This is a genomic window from Streptomyces sp. NBC_00539 (assembly GCF_036346105.1).
Classification (GTDB): Bacteria; Actinomycetota; Actinomycetes; order Streptomycetales; family Streptomycetaceae; genus Streptomyces.
Window position 1 is genome coordinate 4062221 of the sequence record NZ_CP107811.1, and the last position, 16988, is coordinate 4079208.

Annotated in this window: 18 protein-coding genes and 1 pseudogene; 11 read left to right on the forward strand and 8 right to left on the reverse strand. The window is 72.4% G+C overall.

Features of this window, described 5'->3' with window-relative positions:
- Nucleotides 1-19: 19 nt before the first annotated feature.
- The 4 genes and pseudogenes from OG861_RS18320 to OG861_RS18335 all read left to right on the forward strand — a co-directional run bounded on the left by OG861_RS18320 (nt 20) and on the right by OG861_RS18335 (nt 3580).
- Complete coding sequence (locus OG861_RS18320; protein WP_329195983.1) at nt 20-727, forward strand: TetR/AcrR family transcriptional regulator; 708 nt, start codon at nt 20-22, stop codon at nt 725-727.
- Between the two features lie 14 nt (nt 728-741).
- Nucleotides 742-1242 (forward strand): annotated as a pseudogene (locus OG861_RS18325) (MFS transporter); the annotation flags it as partial.
- A 171-nt stretch (nt 1243-1413) separates the two neighbouring features.
- Nucleotides 1414-2178: a dioxygenase family protein gene (locus OG861_RS18330; protein WP_329202274.1), complete on the forward strand. Its 765-nt coding sequence runs from the start codon at nt 1414-1416 to the stop codon at nt 2176-2178.
- A 421-nt stretch (nt 2179-2599) separates the two neighbouring features.
- Nucleotides 2600-3580 (forward strand): sigma-70 family RNA polymerase sigma factor, encoded by a 981-nt coding sequence (locus OG861_RS18335; protein ID WP_329195981.1) that lies wholly within the window; start codon nt 2600-2602, stop codon nt 3578-3580.
- Nucleotides 3581-3773: 193 nt separating this feature from the next.
- Here the strand turns inward: OG861_RS18335 and OG861_RS18340 are convergent, their stop codons facing one another.
- Nucleotides 3774-4724 (reverse strand): helix-turn-helix transcriptional regulator, encoded by a 951-nt coding sequence (locus OG861_RS18340; protein WP_329195980.1) that lies wholly within the window; start codon nt 4722-4724, stop codon nt 3774-3776.
- A 62-nt stretch (nt 4725-4786) separates the two neighbouring features.
- On the opposite strand from OG861_RS18340, the gene OG861_RS18345 reads away from it, so the two are divergent.
- Entirely contained in the window at nt 4787-6346 is a 1560-nt protein-coding gene (locus OG861_RS18345) for an MFS transporter (RefSeq protein WP_329195978.1), read from the forward strand.
- A 69-nt stretch (nt 6347-6415) separates the two neighbouring features.
- Here OG861_RS18345 and OG861_RS18350 read toward each other — a convergent pair whose 3' ends face one another.
- Nucleotides 6416-7177 carry a DUF6227 family protein gene (locus tag OG861_RS18350; protein ID WP_329195977.1) on the reverse strand — a complete coding sequence of 254 codons (762 nt, stop codon included), beginning with the start codon at nt 7175-7177 and terminating at the stop codon, nt 6416-6418.
- Between the two features lie 183 nt (nt 7178-7360).
- Between OG861_RS18350 and OG861_RS18355 the strand changes: the two genes are divergently transcribed.
- Nucleotides 7361-8032, forward strand: coding sequence for a vitamin K epoxide reductase family protein (locus tag OG861_RS18355; RefSeq protein ID WP_443056538.1), 672 nt, complete (start codon nt 7361-7363; stop codon nt 8030-8032).
- 139 nt (nt 8033-8171) lie between these two features.
- On the opposite strand, the gene OG861_RS18360 is transcribed toward OG861_RS18355, so the two are convergent.
- Nucleotides 8172-8582, reverse strand: a complete 411-nt coding sequence (locus tag OG861_RS18360; protein ID WP_329202272.1) for a rodlin — start codon at nt 8580-8582, stop codon at nt 8172-8174.
- Between the two features lie 332 nt (nt 8583-8914).
- Between OG861_RS18360 and OG861_RS18365 the strand changes: the two genes are divergently transcribed.
- Together OG861_RS18365 and OG861_RS18370 are read left to right on the forward strand one after the other, a co-directional pair.
- On the forward strand, nt 8915-9397 hold the full coding sequence (locus OG861_RS18365) for a hypothetical protein (protein WP_329195974.1): 483 nt from the start codon (nt 8915-8917) through the stop codon (nt 9395-9397).
- Nucleotides 9398-9580: 183 nt separating this feature from the next.
- On the forward strand, nt 9581-9823 hold the full coding sequence (locus tag OG861_RS18370) for a chaplin (RefSeq protein WP_329195973.1): 243 nt from the start codon (nt 9581-9583) through the stop codon (nt 9821-9823).
- 86 nt (nt 9824-9909) lie between these two features.
- Here the strand turns inward: OG861_RS18370 and OG861_RS18375 are convergent, their stop codons facing one another.
- The 5 genes from OG861_RS18375 to OG861_RS18395 all read right to left on the reverse strand — a co-directional run bounded on the left by OG861_RS18375 (nt 9910) and on the right by OG861_RS18395 (nt 12901).
- A complete protein-coding gene (locus OG861_RS18375; RefSeq protein WP_329195971.1) occupies nt 9910-10254 on the reverse strand; it encodes a hypothetical protein in 345 nt (114 codons plus the stop codon).
- A 161-nt stretch (nt 10255-10415) separates the two neighbouring features.
- The gene (locus tag OG861_RS18380; protein ID WP_330261816.1) at nt 10416-11633 is read right to left on the reverse strand and encodes a chaplin; all 1218 of its coding nucleotides are present in this window, start codon (nt 11631-11633) and stop codon (nt 10416-10418) included.
- A 121-nt stretch (nt 11634-11754) separates the two neighbouring features.
- Complete coding sequence (locus OG861_RS18385; protein WP_443056537.1) at nt 11755-11988, reverse strand: chaplin; 234 nt, start codon at nt 11986-11988, stop codon at nt 11755-11757.
- 240 nt (nt 11989-12228) lie between these two features.
- Nucleotides 12229-12639 carry a rodlin gene (locus OG861_RS18390; protein ID WP_329195967.1) on the reverse strand — a complete coding sequence of 137 codons (411 nt, stop codon included), beginning with the start codon at nt 12637-12639 and terminating at the stop codon, nt 12229-12231.
- 106 nt (nt 12640-12745) lie between these two features.
- Nucleotides 12746-12901 (reverse strand): hypothetical protein, encoded by a 156-nt coding sequence (locus OG861_RS18395; RefSeq protein WP_329195965.1) that lies wholly within the window; start codon nt 12899-12901, stop codon nt 12746-12748.
- A gap of 103 nt (nt 12902-13004) precedes the next feature.
- On the opposite strand from OG861_RS18395, the gene OG861_RS18400 reads away from it, so the two are divergent.
- The 3 genes from OG861_RS18400 (at nt 13005) to OG861_RS18410 (ending at nt 16988) form a co-directional block, all read left to right on the forward strand.
- Nucleotides 13005-14192, forward strand: coding sequence for a DUF3344 domain-containing protein (locus OG861_RS18400; protein WP_329195963.1), 1188 nt, complete (start codon nt 13005-13007; stop codon nt 14190-14192).
- 100 nt (nt 14193-14292) lie between these two features.
- The gene (locus OG861_RS18405) at nt 14293-15486 is read left to right on the forward strand and encodes a glycosyltransferase family 4 protein (protein WP_329202267.1); all 1194 of its coding nucleotides are present in this window, start codon (nt 14293-14295) and stop codon (nt 15484-15486) included.
- Nucleotides 15483-16988: an exopolysaccharide biosynthesis polyprenyl glycosylphosphotransferase gene (locus tag OG861_RS18410; RefSeq protein ID WP_443056536.1), complete on the forward strand. Its 1506-nt coding sequence runs from the start codon at nt 15483-15485 to the stop codon at nt 16986-16988. Before OG861_RS18405 ends, OG861_RS18410 begins: the two co-directional genes overlap by 4 nt.

Consider the following 16988-nt stretch of genomic DNA (forward strand, 5'->3'; position numbering starts at 1 on the left):
GTGCCGAGGAGGCCCCGGAATGAAGCGCTCCACCACCGCCGCGGCTCCGACCGCGCCCCGGGTGCCGGTGGACCTCGCGGCTCCGGCCCCCGGTCGCGGCGACGGGCTCCCGCGCCCGCGCGCCGACGCCGTCCGCAACCGGGAGCGCATCCTGGCGGCGGCCCGCGAGCTCTTCGTGGAGTTCGGCTCCGCCGCCCCCTTCGACGAGGTCGCCCGCCGGGCCGGCGTCGGCAACGCCACGCTGTACCGGCACTTCCCCGACCGGGCCGCGCTGGTCCACCACGTCGTGCTGTACGTCATGGACCGGGTCGTCCTCCACGCCGAGGAGGCCCTCGCCGAGGAACCCGACGCCTTCGCCGCGCTGTGCCGGTTCACGCACGCGGCCGCGGACGAGCGGTTCGGCGCCCTGTGCCCGATGCTCTCCGCCGACTTCGACCACGACCACCCCGAACTCCACGCGGCACGCGGTGCGTTGGCGGTGGCCATCGAGAACCTGCTGGCTGCGGGCCAGGGTGGCGGACTCGTCCGCACCGACATCGGGGCCGGTGACCTGATGATCGCCCTCTCCCAGCTCGGCCGCCCCCTCCCGGGCACCGGTTGCATGGACGCGGACCGCTTCGTCCACCGTCACCTCCAGGTGTTCCTCGACGGGTTGCGGGCCCCGGCCCGCTCCGAGCTGTCGGGCGGCGCGACCACCCTGGAAGACCTGAGGCGGACCGCCATGTAACGCCCCACACCGCCGGCTTCCTCCTCGCCGCCACCGGCATGCTGCTGCTCACGCAGCTCGAGGTCGGCTCCTCGTACCCGGCGCTGATCCTGCCGGCGCAGCTGCTGCTGGGCCTGGGGATGGGTTCGGCGTTCATGCCGGCGATGTCGCTGGCCACCCACGGGGTGAACCCGGCCGACGCCGGCGTCGCCTCCGCCATGGTGAACACCTCGCAGCAGGTGGGCGGCGCCATCGGTACCGCGCTGCTGAACACCATCGCCGCCTCGGCGACGACCGCGTACCTGACCGACCACGCGGCGCAGGCCGCCGCGGGCGGTGCGGCGGCGAAGCTGATCCAGGCGCAGGCCATGGTGGAGGGCTACTCCTCGGCCATCTGGTGGGCCGTCGGCATCCTGGTCACCAGCTCGCTCATCGCGTTCACCCTGATCAACACGGGTCGGCCCGGCTCGGCCGGTCCGGTCGCCTCGGGTGACGGCGTGGCGGACGAGGTGCGGATCCCGGTGGTCGCCCACTGACGCGGGCGCCGGGCGCCGTACGGGAATGACGGATGACCCCGCTTCGTTCAAATTTGAACGAAGCGGGGTTAGTCTTTTCGAAGGGACCGCGTACCGCGTACGGGACCCCGCGACCGGCCATGAGGAGCGCGCGCTGTGACTGCGAACACCACCACCCCCCGAGCGGGCCGCATGCCCGCGCTGTACCTGAGCCACGGCGCCCCGCCGCTCGCCGACGACCCGGTCTGGCCCGGCGAACTGGCCGCCTGGTCGGCCGCCCTGCCCCGCCCCCGCGCGATCCTGATGGTCTCCGCGCACTGGGAAGAGGCCCCGCTGGCCCTCGGTGCCACCGAGCGGGCCCCGCTCGTGTACGACTTCTGGGGCTTCCCCGAGCACTACTACCGGGTGTGCTACGACGCCCCGGGCGCCCCCGAGCTGGCCGCCTCCGTGCGCAAACTGCTGCGCGCGCCCGGAACCCCGGTCCAGGACATCCCGGACCGCGGGCTCGACCACGGGGCCTACGTCCCGCTCGTGGAGATGTTCCCGGAGGCCGACGTCCCGGTGCTCCAGATATCGATGCCGACGCTCGACCCGGCCCGCCTGATGGAGATCGGCCGCACCCTCGCCCCGCTGCGGGACGAAGGGGTCCTGATCGTGGGCAGCGGCTTCTTCACGCACAACCTCGCCGCGCTCCGGCACGCGGGCGGCGTGCCCGGCTGGTCGACGGAGTTCGACGCCTGGGGCCGTGAGGCGCTGGCCGCCGCCGACGTGGACGCCCTGCTCGACTTCGAGGCCAAATCCCCGGCCGGCCGTCTGGCCCACCCGCGTACCGAGCACTTCGCGCCGCTGTTCGTCACCCTGGGAGCCGCCGAGGCCTCCGGCGATCTCGGAGCCCCGGGCACCCCCGTGGACGGCTTCTGGATGGGGTTGTCGAAGCGCTCGCTCCAGTTCGGCTAGGCCGCAGCCGGGCCCCTTTCCCGGGGGCCGGCGGTTCGCCCCGTATCCGGCCATTGGGGTCATTCGCTCACCAGTCCAGGCAACCAGGCGCTGGTCGCGGCCGTCTTGACAGGAGAGGCGCGCCGAGAAGGGCTACAGAGAAGTGCGCGGGGGAATGCGCGGAGGAGCGCGGGAGAACCGCCCAGGAGAAACGTGCCCTCCGCTGCCGTGAAAGACGGCGATAGCGGGGCAGGGTACTGCAAGATGTGGAAAAAAGACGGCCCCCGTGGGAATTCTGTCCCGATTCCAGTCGTTGTTTCCATCGGAAGCGGGCACTCGGGAGAGTGTCCGAAGGACGCGTCGACCGTGCCGCACTTCTCACAGCCGAGGCGTCCGGCAGCCGCACCGCGAACGAAATCCATCGCATCGCAAGGGAGCACGCATGGCAACCCGCGCCGTCGCCCGCAGTCAGTCCACGGGCAGTGCCCGCGCCGCGGGCGGCGAGATCGCCGACCGCGACCTGGTCGGCATGTACCTGGACGAGATCGCGCGCACCCCGCTGCTCGACGCGGCCAAGGAAGTGGAGCTGTCGCAGATCATCGAGGCGGGCGTCTACGCCCAGCAGATCCTCGACGGTGCGATAGAGCGCGCAGGGCAGACGTCCCCGGCGCGTGAGGAGCTGGAGGCCCTGGCGGCCGAGGGAGAGCGCGCCAAGGAAGTCTTCATCCGCTCCAACCTCCGCCTGGTCGTGGCCGTCGCCCGCCGCTACCCGCGCAGCGGGCTCCCCCTGCTCGACCTGATCCAGGAGGGCAACGCCGGCCTGGTCCGCGCGGTCGAGAAGTTCGACTACACCAAGGGCTTCAAGTTCTCCACGTACGCCACGTGGTGGATCCGCCAGGCCATCACCCGTTCCATCGCCGACCAGTCCCGGACCATCCGCCTCCCCGTCCACCTGGTCGAGGAGCTCGGCCGCATCCGCCGGATCCAGCGCGAGTTCAACCGCGAGAACGGGCGGGACCCGGAGCACGCGGAGATCGCCGCCGAGCTGGACACGACGGAGAAGCGCGTCGGTGACGTACTGGACTGGGCGCGCGACCCGGTCAGCCTCAACATGTCCGTCGACGACGAGGGCGACACCCAGTTCGGGGACCTGCTGGAGGACACCTCCGCGATCTCCCCGGAGCAGTCCGTGCTGTCCCTGCTCCGCAGTGAGGAGCTGGAGGACCTGCTCGGCAAGCTCGACCAGCGCACCGCGTCGATCATCAAGATGCGGTACGGGATCGAGGACGGGCGCGAGCGCACGCTGACCGAGGTCGGCAAGCAGCACGGCCTGACCCGGGAGCGGATCCGGCAGATCGAGAAGCACGCGCTGCTGGAGCTCAAGCGGATGGCGCGCGACACCGGCTTCGACGCCGTGGCCTGATCGGCCCCGCCCGACCGGCCCCACAAGACGCCCCGCCCGACCGGCTACGGAAGGCGGAGCCCCCAGAACGAGCCCCCGGTGCCTATCCCCCCCAGGCGCCGGGGGCTCCCTGCTGCCCGGGCGACGGAACCGCCCGGGCACGGCCCGCCCGGACGGGGGAACCGCCCCGGGCGCGGCCCGCCCGGACCGCGACTCACGCCCCGACGGGGCTCGACCTCGTCAGCCGCGCGGCCAGCGCCCGGGCGGCCTCCGCGAGCGCCGGCGGGGTGTGGACCGTGAAGTCCGCTCCCGCCAGAGCGAGCCGGGCCGCCAGCCACTCCGGCGCGTCCCCGCTCTCGAACCGCACCCGGCAGCCCCGTGCCACCGGCACCACCTGCCCCCTCAGCCAGCCCGGCAGCGCCTCGGCCGGCGCATCGAAGGTCACCTCGACCGCGTACGTCTGCTCCCCGCGCAGCCCCCGCCGCACGAACTCCGCCGCCTCCACCGGCAGCGCCCGCGGGGCGAACCGCGCGCCCGTCGCGAACGGGTCGCTGACCCGGTCCACCCGGAAGGTGCGCCAGTCGTCCCGTTCCAGGTCGTACGCGACGAGGTACCACCGGCTCCCCGTGCTCACCAGCCGGTACGGCTCCACCAGCCGCCGGGACTCCGCCCCGTCCCGCGCCCGGTAGGCGAACCGCAGCCGCTCCGGTCCCGCCACCGCCGCCGCCATCGTCGTCAGCGTCCGCGGATCCACGCTCGCCCCGTCGCCGCGGGCCACCGCCACCGTGGCCGACTGCAGCGCGCCCACCCGGTGCCGCAGCCGCGCCGGCAGGACCTGCTCCAGCTTCGCGAGGGCCCGTACGGACGCCTCCTCCACCCCCTCGATGGCGTGCCCGGCCCCCGCCCGCAGCCCCACCGCGATCGCCACCGCCTCCTCGTCGTCCAGCAGCAGCGGCGGCATCGCCGCGCCCGCCACCAGCCGGTACCCGCCCTCCGACCCCAGCGTGGCCTCCACCGGGTACCCCAGCTCCCGCAGCCGCTCGATGTCCCGCCGGATGGTCCGGGCGCTGACCCCGAGCCGATCGGCCAGCTCGCTGCCGGGCCACTCGCGCGGGGTCTGGAGCAGGGAGAGCAGGGTGAGCAGCCGGCCGGGGGTGTCGTTCATGACATCAGGCTGCCAGGGAAATAGGACACCACCTGACCTACATGCCGTCTAGGTTGCTTCCTATGAGCACCGAGACAGCCCAGACATCGCCCGAAAGAGAGACCGGGCCCGTACGAGAAGAGCGGAACGACACCCTCGACGACCACACGAGCGACCACCCGAACGACCACGCGGGCAGCAGCTCGCCCGCCGACCGCCGCCGCTGGCTGGCGCTCGCCATCGTGATGACCGCGGCGTTCATGGACCTGGTCGACGTCACGATCGTCAACATCGCGATACCCAGCATGCGCGAGGACTTCGGCGCCTCCACCAGCGCGATCCAGTGGATCACCGCCGGGTACGCCCTCGCCTTCGCCGCCGGTCTGATCACGGGCGGCCGTCTCGGTGACATCTACGGCCGCAAGCGCCTGTTCCTCATCGGCATCGCCGGTTTCACCGCCGCCTCGGCGCTCTGCGGCATCGCCGCCAACCCGTCCGTGCTCGTCGCCTCCCGCATCCTCCAGGGCGGTATGGCCGCCATGATGGTGCCGCAGGTGCTGGCGATCATCCACGTCACCTTCCCGCCCCACGAGCGCGGCAAGGTCTTCGGCATGTTCGGCGCGATCGTGGGCCTCGGCGCCGTCTCGGGCCCGATGCTCGGCGCGCTGCTCACCGAGTGGAACCTCTTCGGCCTCGAATGGCGCCCGATCTTCCTGATCAACCTGCCCGTCGGAATCGCGGGCGTGATCCTGGGCGTCAAGTTCATCACCGAGTCCAAGGCCCCCAAGGCGCTGCGGCTCGACCTGGTCGGCGTCGTGCTCGCGACCCTCGCCCTGGTGATGCTGATCTTCCCGCTGACGCACGGCCGTGAGAACGACTGGCCGCTGTGGGGCTTCGTCTGCATGATCGCCGCGCCGTTCCTGTTCGCCGGCTTCATCGCCTACGAGAAGCACAAGATCCGCAAGGACGGCTCGCCGCTGGTGGAGCTCTCCCTCTTCAAGATCAAGAGCTTCGCGGGCGGCATCGCCGTCCAGCTGACCTTCGGCATCGCGACCGGCATCTTCTTCCTGGTCTGGACGCTGTACATGCAGATGGGCCTCGGCTGGACCCCGCTGCGCGCGGGCACCACCGGCATCCCCTTCTCGATCGCGGTGTCCGCGGCCGCGGGCATGTCCGTGCAGAAGCTCGTGCCGCGCTTCGGCCGCAAGGTGCTCCAGGCGGGCGCGCTGACCATGGCCGCGGGCCTGCTCCTCTACATCTGGGAGTCCGCCCACTACGGCATGGGGATCGCCTCCTGGCAGATGGCCGCGCCCCTGGTCGTCATGGGCATCGGTATGGGCCTGATCGTGGCCCCGCTCACCGACACCGTCCTCTCCCAGGTGCCGCGCGAGCACGCCGGCTCCGCCTCCGGCCTGATCAACACCACGGGGCAGATGGGCAACGCGCTCGGTCTGGGCCTGACGTCCGTCGTCTTCTTCGGAGTGATCGACGACGACATGGTCTACGGGGCCCCGTACGTCGAGGCCTTCCGCAGCGCGCTGTGGTGGGTCGTGGCGGTCCTGGTCGTGATCTTCACGGTGATGTTCATGCTGCCGCGCAAGCAGGTCCCGATGGACGAACGCGAGGGCGCCGAGACCGCCTGAGCAGCAACGTGACAGTCGGGCGCGCCCACCTGCGGAGGGCGCGCCCGACGCGCTGAAGGGCGCCCCCCGTCAGCGGACCCGGGCGCGCAGCTCCATCGCCTCGCGCGCGGTGGCCTCGCTCTCGTACACCTCGCACATGTGGCGGCCGTCCGGCGTGGCCGTGTGCTCGACCTCCCACAGGCTCACCTCGCTGCCGTCCACGAGGACGAACGCGTGCTCGTACAGGGTGAATCCCACGCCCCGCCCGTCCGACAGCCACTGCCGGCCGCCGAAGGCCTGGGTGATCTGGTGCGCGTAGGCCGACCGCAGGCGCAGCGCCACCCGCTCGCCGGGCCGGTCCGCGTTCTCCGCCCGGCGCAGCACCCGGCGGGCGTGGTCGGCGGACTGCTCCACCGCGTACTCCCGGTGCGGGGCGCGCGCCGGGTCCGCGAACAGGGCACTGAGGGCGGCCGCGTCGTCCTGCTGCTCCGCCCCTTCCGGCGCCAGGTCCCGCGCCACTTGTGAGGGCACCTCACCGAACGTGCGGGCCACCGCGAGGCAGAGCTCGGACCGGCTCGCGAACAGCTCGTACCGCACGACCCGGTCGCCCTGCCGGCGGTAGACCAGTTCCCAGAGCGACTCCGCGCCGCCGTCGGCCAGGAGGTAGGTGTGCCGGTGGGTCTCCCGCCACAGTCCCGCCGACGGGCTGTGGTGGGTGGTGTGCAGCGAAGAGCTGTGGGCGAGCGCCGTACGCAGGCGCCCGACCAGCCGGTCCGGCAGGTCGAAGGAGTTGAGGGCGCGGCCCAGGAGTCGATCGAGGTGGGCCTCGGTTGTCTCGTACGGATCGCTCAAGGTGGGTCTCCAGGCCGTCGCAGCTTGTCACTTCGCGGAAGCACAACGTAGCCCCTGGCACTGACATCACGTCCGGGATTCGTTAAAACGTCCGGGAAGCATCAGGGGTTCCCGCCACCCCATCAGGTCAACTTGCGTACGAATGCGTACGGTTGGCCCCGGTCTGCTGGGAAGCGCGGGACTATGGGCCACATGGCAACGAACGGCACGGCACCAGACAGCACCACAACCACCCCAGTGGGCCTCCCGCGCCAACAGGACCGCTCCAGACGGACCGGTGACGAACCCGCCCGCGCCCCGCGCGGATTGGCGTGGTTGCTGGTCCTCACCGGATGCGCAGGCGTGCTGGCCTCCTGGGTGATCACGCTCGACAAGTTCCTCCTGCTGGAAGACCCGTCCTTCAAGCCGGCGTGCAGCCTGAACCCCGTGGTCTCCTGCGGCAGCGTCATGCAGAGCGAGCAGGCGCAGGCCTTCGGCTTCCCCAACCCCATGCTGGGGCTGGTCGCCTACGGGGCCGTCGTGTGCGTGGGCGCGGGCCTGCTGGCCGGGGCCCGCTACCGGGGCTGGTTCTGGCTCGGACTGAACGCCGGGATGCTCTTCGGCACCGGCTTCTGCACCTGGCTCATGGCCCAGTCCCTCTACGAGATCAACGCGCTCTGCCTGTGGTGCTGTCTGACCTGGGCGGCGACGCTGGTGATGTTCTGGGCGGTCACCGCGCACAACCTCCGTACGAGCGCGGCCCCCGGCGCGCTGCGCCAGTTCTTCACCGAGTTCGGCTGGGCGCCGCCCGCCCTGCACCTGGGCGTGATCGGGATGCTGATCCTCACCCGGTGGTGGGAGTTCTGGACGAGCTGACGCGGCCACGCGCGAGGGCCCCGGCAGCTGGAGGCTGCCGGGGCCCTCGTCACCTCACACACCGCACCGCGTCACCGCGTCGCTCCACGGGCGCCGGGGCCCGGCCCTGCGGCCGGTCGGGCCGCCGGGGGAACGGCGATCAGCTGCCGTTGGACAGGTTGCCGGAGAGGACCGGGATGTTGTCCAGGATGTGCGAGAGCGGCTCGTCGCCCTTGGCCTGGGTGGAGTTCTCGGTGCACTGCTGGTTCTGCGGGTTGGACAGGACGTTGATGTCCTGGACACCGACGTTGATCAGGGCGAGGATCGACTGCACGTTGGCCTTGACCGGCAGGCCGATGCAGGGCTTGTTCAGCGTGCCCTGGACCAGGCCGAGCTGCGGGCTCAGGGGCCCCTCGGTCTTCTGGTTGCCGTAGATCTGGGTCGCCCCGTTGCCGTTGACGGTGTTGATCCCGTTGTCGTTGCCGATGGCCATGGCCGGGGCCGCGACAGCAGCGCCCGCGCCGACAGCGGCGGCGGTGACCGCGGCAGCAGTCATGATCTTCTTGAGCATCATTGGTCCTTTTGTCGCACGAGTGCCCGCTAGTGGAGCGCCCTGATCAACTGCCTCCGCAGGGGGTTGGTTCCGCTGCTTCACTCAAACGGCCCGTTCGGAGGAGCGCGTTTCCCCGCCCGGGTGAGGGCGCCCCGGACGTGTGCGCGAAGTCCGTACGCGGCCCGCACGTACGAGCTGTCAGGGCGGCCCGTACGGGCGGTCCCCTCGGACGGCCCGCACGCGGAGGGCCGTCCGTGGCCCTCCGGTTGCGCTCCGTGCAAGGTGTTCGCACGGTGGGTAAGGAAGTGGATCGTTGGGGTCCACTTCGTGCGACCACCGTAAGGAAGCCCATGCGCACGAAGCCGTTCCGCACCCGCGTCCTCGTCCCGTCGGCCCTCGCCGCCGTCATACTTGCCGGCGCGGCAGCCCCTGCGGGCGCCGCGGGCGGCGACAGTTCCGCCTCGCTCTCGCGTCGAGTGGCGGCCGTCCAGCAGCAGGTGAAGGAAGTGGAGGCGGCCAAGGCGGCGGCCGGGCCGGTCGACGATCTGCTCGCCGGTCTGCTCAAGACGCTGCAGGACCTGCTCAAGTCGTTGACGAGCCTGCTGCCGGCCGGGGTGACCCTGCCGCCGATCGAGCTGCCGAAGCTGCCGGAGATCCCCGCGTTGCCGGCGCTGCCCGCCCTGCCGACGCTGCCGGTCGACGCGGTCAAGAAGACCCCGTCCGTCATCGTCCCGGCGGTACCCGCCACTCCGGCGGTTCCGCCGGTGGCGAGTCCCCTCAAGCCGCCCGCCGACCTGATCCCGGAGATCCCCGACGTGCCCGACCTGCCCTGAGGGCGGGACGGGCCGTCGCCGCCGGGCGGCGGAGTGCGGACGCGAACGCGGCGCGGGGTTACGACTATTGAGCTGAACAGGTCTGATCCCGCCCGTACCCGTGTCGTTCGGGAACCTGAACCGTTTCGCTCGATGTGAGCCCCAAAGATCGGGGCAGGACGTCGAAGAGAAGGTGCACTTCCCATGAACTCTGCTGCCAAGAAGGCCGCCGTGGCCCTGGCCTCCGCTGGTCTCGCTGTGGCCGGTGCCGCGGGCGCCGCCTCCGCCGACGCGGGTGCCGAGGGTGTGGCCGCGGGGTCCCCCGGTGTCCTCTCGGGCAACCTGGTCCAGGTCCCGGTCCACGTTCCGATCAACGTCTGCGGTAACTCCGTCAACATCGTTGGTCTGCTGAACCCGGCGTTCGGCAACGTCTGCGTCAACGACTGACGTCGGCACACCCGTCTGTGGGCGCCCCGGCCTCGCCGGTGGCGCCCACAGTCATGCCGGTACCCGGCCGGTCCGGTCCGATCGGGTCAGTTGGCCCCGCCGTTGAGGTGGACGCCGCCGAGCATCGGGGTCGCCTGGGTGGCCCCGTCCGCGAGCTTCATCACCTGGCCGGGCGCGTCGTTGCGGACCTTGTTGACGCTCTGCACGGTGCCGACCACCTTGCCCACGGTGTCGCCCTGCTCGGCCAGGGCGTTGCCCGCGGTCTGGGGGAGGGCCTCGGAGACCGGGTTGACGGCGTTCAAGGTCTCCGTCACCCCGCCCGTCAGGCTCATGGGGGGCATGGCCGCCGTCTCGGCCGCGAAGGCGGGAGCGGTGGCGGCGAGGGCGGCGACCGAGCCGGCGACGACTGCGGCGACCTTCGTGAACTTCATTTTTTCGAAATCCTTTTCCAGCGGCGACCGTCGCGCCGCTTTCGACCTGGCTAACGATTCCCGGGGGATACGGAAACGCGCGAGCGAACACGGCGACGGCCGGAAAATCCGAACCAGGGATTCTCCGGCCGATATTTCTTCCGATTACCGGTATTGCCCGGTCAGGCGGCCCGGGAGCGCCGGTAGAGAATGGCGCCGCCCAGGACCAGCGCCGCGGCGAGCGCCGCCGCCGCGCCGGGCTGGCCGGCTCCGGTGGCGGCCAGCTCCGGTGCCCGGACCTGCGGGCGGGCCGGTACGGGGGCCGGTGCCGGAGCGGGTGCCGGTGCCGGTGCCGGTGCGGGCAGGACGTGGACGGGGAGGTCTCCGGCGGGGGCGGCCGGCGGCTGGTCCGCGGGACGCGGGGCCTGCGGCGCGGGCGCCGGGGCCGGGTGCTCCACGACCTGGCTGCCGTGCGGCGGGCCGCCGGGACCCTCTTCCACCGGGGCCGGGAGGGTGTGGGGGGCCTCTTCCTCGACCGGGGCCGGGAGGGTGTGCGGGGCCTCCTCCTCGGCCTGCGGCGGCGCGGGCGGTGCGGGGTGCCCGGCCCGCGGGTGGTCGTCGCACTCCTCCTCGCCCCGGCCCCCACGGGAGTCGAAGCCGCCGTGCGAGTCCGCGGGCTGCGGGAGTTCGGTCCGGGGGGCCGTGTGGTGCGGGGCCTGGTGCTGGGGGGCCGCGTGCGCCGGGGCCTGGTGCTGCGGGGCCGCGTGGGGTGCCTGGTGCTGGGGAGCCGCGTGCTGGGGCGCCTCGTGGTGCACCGCTCCCTGGTGCTGGGGTGCCGTGTGCGCCGGGGCCTGCTGCTGCGGGGCTGCGTGCGCCGGGGCCTGCTGCTGCGGGGCCTGCTGCTGCGGGGCTGCGTGCGCCGGGGCCTGCTGCTGCGGGGCCTCGTGGTGCATGGCCCCGTGGGGCGGGGCCGCGGGCTGCGGAGCGGCGTGGCGGGGGGCGTGGTGCCGGGGGGCGGCCTCGTCTTCGTGGCGCTGCCGCGGGAGCGCGTGGCGGCCCTGCCGCTCGTCGAGGTAGCGCTCGAAGGCCTCGGCGTGCTCCGGGCTCAGGTAGCGCTCGTAGTCGAAGTCGGCGTCGGATCCGGTGGTGTTGGCACAGGTGTTCCCGAACGCCGGGTTGAGCGCCGCACCCCCGTCCATGCTGTTGCCGCACACGTTCGGGGAGAACGTGATCGGTACGGAGACGGCGTTCCCGGACGCCACACCAGGCGAGTGCGCGGCTTCGGCCATCGCCCCCGGGAATGCGTAGGCCGCGCCGGTCGCGATCGACAGCAGGCTCGAAGCGGCCGCCGCCGTGAGCACCCCCTTGCCCAGTACCTGTCGGCTCAGTACCTGTCGCATGGGTCCTTCCCTGTCTACCGGCGCTCTCGCCGGTGCTGAATCGAAATGGCCTCGGAGTGCACCGCCGTGCACTCCGAGGCCACTGGCGAGGAGGTGTGCCCTTGCGGGCGCGAGCGCTTCGTCAGTCGTTGACGCAGACGTTGCCGAACGCCGGGTTCAGCAGCGCGATCACGTTGACGGTGTTGCCGCAGACGTTCACCGGCACGTGCACCGGGACCTGGACGAGGTTGCCCGAGAGGACACCGGGGGACCCCACGGCCGCGCCCTCGGCACCCGCGTCGGCCATGGCGGGAGAGGCGGCACCGGCGGCCATCAGAACGCCGGCGGCCAGCACCACTGCCTTCTTGTACGTCATTTGTTTTCGATCCTTCCTGCAGAGGCGTATCCACTGCAAAATTAACAACGAGTGGCTTCGGAAAAAGAAACCGGCTATTTCCGGGGGCGTGCGGTCATTTCACCCCGATGCCGCGCGCGCGTGCTCCGGAATTCGCCGGCGGATTCGGTCGGGGACCTGCGTCGGCCCGTGGAAAGGGCTCATACGCGGCGGGGCCGCCGCGACCCGAAGGTGCGGCGGCCCCGTCCCGGCGCGGTGCGCTCAGCTGCCGGAGGAGACGTTGCCCGACAGGACCGGGATGTTGTCCAGGATGTGCGAGAGCGGCTCGTCGCCCTTGGCCTGGGTGGAGTTCTCGGTGCACTGCTGGTTCTGCGGGTTGGACAGGATCGGGACGTCCTGGACGCCGACGTTGACCAGGGCGAGGATCGACTGCACGTTGGCCTTGGCCGGCAGGGCGATGCAGGGCTTGTTGAACGAGCCCTGGATCAGCGCCATCTGGGGGCTCATGTTGCCGTAGGTGGCCTGGTTGCCGTAGATCTGCGAGGCGCCGTTGCCGTTGACGGTGTTGATGCCGTTGTCGTTGCCGATGGCCATCGCCTGGGGCGCCATGGCGGCACCAAGGCCCACGACGGAGGCGGCAACCGCTGCGCCGGCCGCAAACTTCTTGATCATTGTCGTCCCTTTTTTGCAGGATTGCCCGTTACTTGGAGCACCCGGATCAACGGCCCGCCCCCGGCTCGGGTTGCGTGTCTTCACCCGGATGCCGAAGTTTCGGACATCACGGTTGACGTCGGGCGTTGACGCGGGTGGTGCCGAGCGTGTGGCGCGGCGGAGGGTCGGGCGCGGCGAGGGCGCGGGTGGCGGTGATCCCTGCGGCGGCCCCGGCGGCGGGTCCGCCCGGGACGGGGGTGTCCGCCGTCGCACCGTCCTTCATCTCCGCTTTTCCCTTTCCGTTCGAACAAGGTGCACCTGCATAACGACCCGCCCACTGCGAGGGTGCGTGTTATCGCCCAAAAGGCCGTACGAGCGAGTCCCGCGTGATTTCAGCCCTGATATCTGCCAAAGTTCACTCCTGTTTTGTCCCCTTGATCGAAATAGGAGGCAGGGTCATGGGTTCCCCCCGAAGAATCCTCGGCGCGCTGGGTCTTCTGTCCTGCCTCATGCTTTCGGCCAACGTCCCCGTGGCCGGTGCGGCCACGCCCGCCGCGACGGAGACCGCCGCCGTCGGGGAGCTGCCCCGCGTCCCGTTCACCCAGCGCTACCAGGCCGTGCTGCACGGCGGGCTGGTCCGGGCGTCGAACTCCTCGATCTCCTGCCGCAAGGAGGAGGCGCCGCAGGCAGAGCCGTGCGCGGAGGTCAAGCGCGGCGCGGCGGGGGTCAACGGCGACTACGACATGTTCTACACGGAGGTCGACAAGGACCCCGACACCTACAACTCCACCCGCGCCGAGCTCAAGATCCCCCAGGGGGCGAAGGTCGCGTACGCCCGGCTGTACTGGGGCGGGAACCTGCGCGTGGGCGAGCAGAAACCGCCGGAGGACAGCGGCCGGGTGCTGGTCGCCGAGCCCGGCGGGGCGTACAAGGAAGTCCTGGCGGACACCGTGGTCGGGCACCGCACCGACGCGGCGAGCGACGCCTACCAGGCCTCGGCCGACGTGACCCCGCTCGTGCGCAAGGGCGGTACCGGGATGTGGACGGTCGCCCAGCTGAACATCGCCATGGGCCGCTCGGAGGCGGGCGCCTGGGGCGGCTGGACGCTCGTCGCCGCGTACGAGCAGCCGCAGGAGCCGCTGCGCCGCGTCTCGCTGTGGGACGGCTTCGAGGGCCTGGCGTCCGGGGCCGGCGAGGCGGCCGGGGAGACGGTGGAGCTGACCGGGCTGAACGCCCCGGCGGGCTCCACCGGGCGGCTCGGGGTGGTCGCGTACGACGGCGACCGGGGGAGCCTCGGGGACTCGCTCACGGTGACCGCCGACAGTGGCCGCCGGGTGAGCATCAGTGATGCGGAAAATCCTTTCAATGACGTCATGAATTCCACCATCACGGAATTCGGGCAGGCGTTCGTGCGACAGCCTGAATATATGAACAATCTCGGATACGACGCGGACGTGTTCGATCTGAGTCCCGCCCTGTCCGGTGGCGCCCGCAGCCTGAGCTTCAAGTTCACGGGCGAAAGCCAGGGGCAATTCCTCGGCGTGCTCTTCGTTCAGACAGACGCGCGCCGCTGAACGCAGGAGACCACTCCACGTGCCGACACATCGTTCGACAGCACACTCCCCGCACCCGCCCTCCCCGCACCCGGCCACCGAGCCGTTCACCGTCCTCCACCTGGTCCAGCCCGTCGACGGCGGGGTCGCCCGGGTCGTCACCGACCTCGTGCGGGCCCAGTCCGCCGCCGGGCTGCGCGTCGTCGTCGGCTGCCCGGGCGGCGGGCAGCTCGGCGAAGCCGCCCGCGACGCCGGGGCCGAGGTCCACACCTGGCACGCCGGACGGTCGCCCGGGCCGGCCCTGCCCGCCGAAGTCCTCGGCGCGCTGCGGCTGGTCCGCCGCGTCCGGCCCGACCTCCTGCACGCCCACAGCGCCAAGGCCGGCCTCGCCGGACGGCTCGCCGTCCGGGGCTCCGTGCCCACCGTCTTCCAGCCCCACGCCTGGTCCTTCGACGCCGTCGGCGGGGCCACCGCCGCGCTCGCGCTGCGCTGGGAGCGGTTCGGGGCCCGCTGGGCCGACCGGGTGCTCTGCGTCAGCGAATCGGAGCGCCGGGCCGGGGAGTCGGAGGGCGTCACCGCCCGCTGGTCGGTGATCCGCAACGGCGTGGACCTGTCCCACTTCCGCCCCGGCCGCGACGACCGGGACGAGGGCCGGGCCGCGGCGCGCGCCGCACTGCCGCTGCCCGACGCCTTCCGCGGCGGCGGACCGCTGGCCGTCTGCGTCGGACGGCTCTGCCCCCAAAAGGGCCAGGACATCCTGCTCCGCGCCTGGCCCGAGGTGCTGGGGACGGTCCCGGACGCCCGTCTGGTCCTGGTCGGCGACGGCCCCGACGGCGAGGCACTACGGCACTGCGCGCCGCCCGGCGTGCACTTCGCCGGAGCCGCCGCCGACATCCGACCGTGGCTTCGGGCCGCCGACATCGTTGTACTGCCGTCGCGGTGGGAAGGAATGGCGCTCGCCCCGCTCGAAGCCATGGCCTGCGGCCGCCCGGTCCTGGTCTCCGACGTCAGCGGTGCCCGGGAGAGCCTGCCGCCCGGCCAGGGACGGCTGTGCCTGGTGCCTGCGGAGGACCCGACGGCGCTGGCCAAGGCCCTGGGACGGCTGCTCGCCGAACCGCGGCTGCTCACCGAACTGGGGGAGCAGGCCCGGCAGCACGCCCGGACCGAGTTCGACGTGCGGAGGACCACGGACGCGGTCACCGGCCTGTACCTCGAAATGCTGGGCAGGGCCGCCCCCTCGCCCGGCCGGGACCAGACCCCCGGCTCCGCCGCGGGGACCCCCAAGCCCTCGAACATGGAGCGCATCAGCCGATGACGATGGACAGCGCACCCGCCCGGCACACCGGGCAGAGCGGCACGGGGCCCGCCGGCGGCACCACCGCCGTCCGACGTGCCGGAACCGCCATCCACCCGCCGCGCCGGCCCAAGGCCGAGCAGGCCCGGCCCGCCGTCCGGCCGCAGCGGGCCCGGCGCGGCTACGGGAACCTCCCGCTGCTGACCGCCGACGCGCTGGCCGCCGCACTCACCACCACGGCCGTACCCGGACTGGAACCCACCGCCGGCCTCGTGGCACCCCTCGCCGTACTGGTCACCGCACTGCACGCGCAGGCCGGGCTCTACCGGCCCCGGCTCGCGCCCTCCGCGCTGCGCGAGCTGCCGGCGCTGGCCGGACGGGCCGCGGTGCTGTGGTGCGGGGCCGCCGCCGTGCTGGCCGCCGTCCGGCCGGGGCAGGCGCTCGGCTGGGAGGTGCTGCTCGGCGCCCTGTGCGTGCAGACCGTACTGGCCTGCGCGGGCCGGGGGTTCGTCAACCAGCTCCGCCGCCGGGCGGCCCTGCGCAGACCCTGCTCGGCGCTGGTCGTCGGGCGCGGGGAGGGCGCGGGAGCCGTCGCCGCCGCGCTCCACGGGCGGCGCGAGTACGGGCTGCGGCCGGTCGGGATCGCCGACACCGGCTCCGCGCCCGACGCGGAGAGCGGCCCGCTGCCGGTGCTGTGCACCCACGAGGACGTGCGGCGCGCCGTCATCCAGAACTCCGTCCGGCACGCCGTGTTCACCCGGCCGCCCGAGGCCGACGAGCGCACCGCCTCGCTGGTCCGGCTCTTCCACGACCACGGTTGCCGGCTCTGGCTCGCCGATCCCGCCGGGACCGCCAAGGTGACCGGCATGCGGGTGGCCGAGCCCGCCGACCAGCTGTGGGGGTACGCCGTGCAGCCGCTGCTCCCGCGGCCCGCCCGGTCGCTGGAGCGGCACGCGAAGCGCATCATCGACTCCACCCTCGCCGCGGTGGCGCTGCTGGCCGCGGCGCCCGTGATGGGTGCGTGCGCCCTGGCCGTACGGCTCTCCGACGGGCCGGGGGTGATCTTCCGTCAGGAGCGCGTCGGCCTGTACGGGCGGCCCTTCACCCTGCTCAAGTTCCGCACCCTGAGCGCCGACGCGCACGAGTCCGCCACCCGGTGGACCGTCGCCGGGGACCGCCGGATGAGCCCGATCGGGTCCTTCCTGCGCAAGTCCTCGCTGGACGAGCTGCCGCAGCTGTGGAACGTCGTACGGGGCGACATGAGCCTGGTCGGCCCCCGCCCCGAAAGGCCGTTCTTCGTCGCGAAGTTCAGCACCGTCCACCCCGGCTACGAGGCCCGCCACCGGATGCCCGTCGGGATCACCGGACTCGCCCAGATCAACGGCCTGCGGGGGGACACCTCCATCGAGGACCGGGCCCGCTTCGACAACCACTACATCGACACCTGGTCGCTGTGGCAGGACCTGTGGATCCTGGCCCGGACCGCGGCCTCCTTCTTCCGTTTCCGGCTGGGAGGCAGCTGA

Excerpts from the sequence above, each read along its gene's own strand:
- OG861_RS18320 (WP_329195983.1), top strand. The coding sequence starts at position 20 with ATGAAGCGCTCCACCACCGCCGCGGCTCCGACCGCGCCCCGGGTGCCG.
- OG861_RS18330 (WP_329202274.1), top strand. The coding sequence starts at position 1,414 with ATGCCCGCGCTGTACCTGAGCCACGGCGCCCCGCCGCTCGCCGACGAC.
- OG861_RS18335 (WP_329195981.1), top strand. The coding sequence starts at position 2,600 with ATGGCAACCCGCGCCGTCGCCCGCAGTCAGTCCACGGGCAGTGCCCGC.
- OG861_RS18340 (WP_329195980.1), bottom strand. The coding sequence starts at position 4,724 with ATGAACGACACCCCCGGCCGGCTGCTCACCCTGCTCTCCCTGCTCCAG.
- OG861_RS18345 (WP_329195978.1), top strand. The coding sequence starts at position 4,787 with ATGAGCACCGAGACAGCCCAGACATCGCCCGAAAGAGAGACCGGGCCC.
- OG861_RS18355 (WP_443056538.1), top strand. The coding sequence starts at position 7,361 with ATGGGCCACATGGCAACGAACGGCACGGCACCAGACAGCACCACAACC.
- OG861_RS18360 (WP_329202272.1), bottom strand. The coding sequence starts at position 8,582 with ATGCTCAAGAAGATCATGACTGCTGCCGCGGTCACCGCCGCCGCTGTC.
- OG861_RS18365 (WP_329195974.1), top strand. The coding sequence starts at position 8,915 with ATGCGCACGAAGCCGTTCCGCACCCGCGTCCTCGTCCCGTCGGCCCTC.
- OG861_RS18370 (WP_329195973.1), top strand. The coding sequence starts at position 9,581 with ATGAACTCTGCTGCCAAGAAGGCCGCCGTGGCCCTGGCCTCCGCTGGT.
- OG861_RS18375 (WP_329195971.1), bottom strand. The coding sequence starts at position 10,254 with ATGAAGTTCACGAAGGTCGCCGCAGTCGTCGCCGGCTCGGTCGCCGCC.
- OG861_RS18380 (WP_330261816.1), bottom strand. The coding sequence starts at position 11,633 with ATGCGACAGGTACTGAGCCGACAGGTACTGGGCAAGGGGGTGCTCACG.
- OG861_RS18385 (WP_443056537.1), bottom strand. The coding sequence starts at position 11,988 with ATGACGTACAAGAAGGCAGTGGTGCTGGCCGCCGGCGTTCTGATGGCC.
- OG861_RS18390 (WP_329195967.1), bottom strand. The coding sequence starts at position 12,639 with ATGATCAAGAAGTTTGCGGCCGGCGCAGCGGTTGCCGCCTCCGTCGTG.
- OG861_RS18395 (WP_329195965.1), bottom strand. The coding sequence starts at position 12,901 with ATGAAGGACGGTGCGACGGCGGACACCCCCGTCCCGGGCGGACCCGCC.
- OG861_RS18410 (WP_443056536.1), top strand. The coding sequence starts at position 15,483 with ATGACGATGGACAGCGCACCCGCCCGGCACACCGGGCAGAGCGGCACG.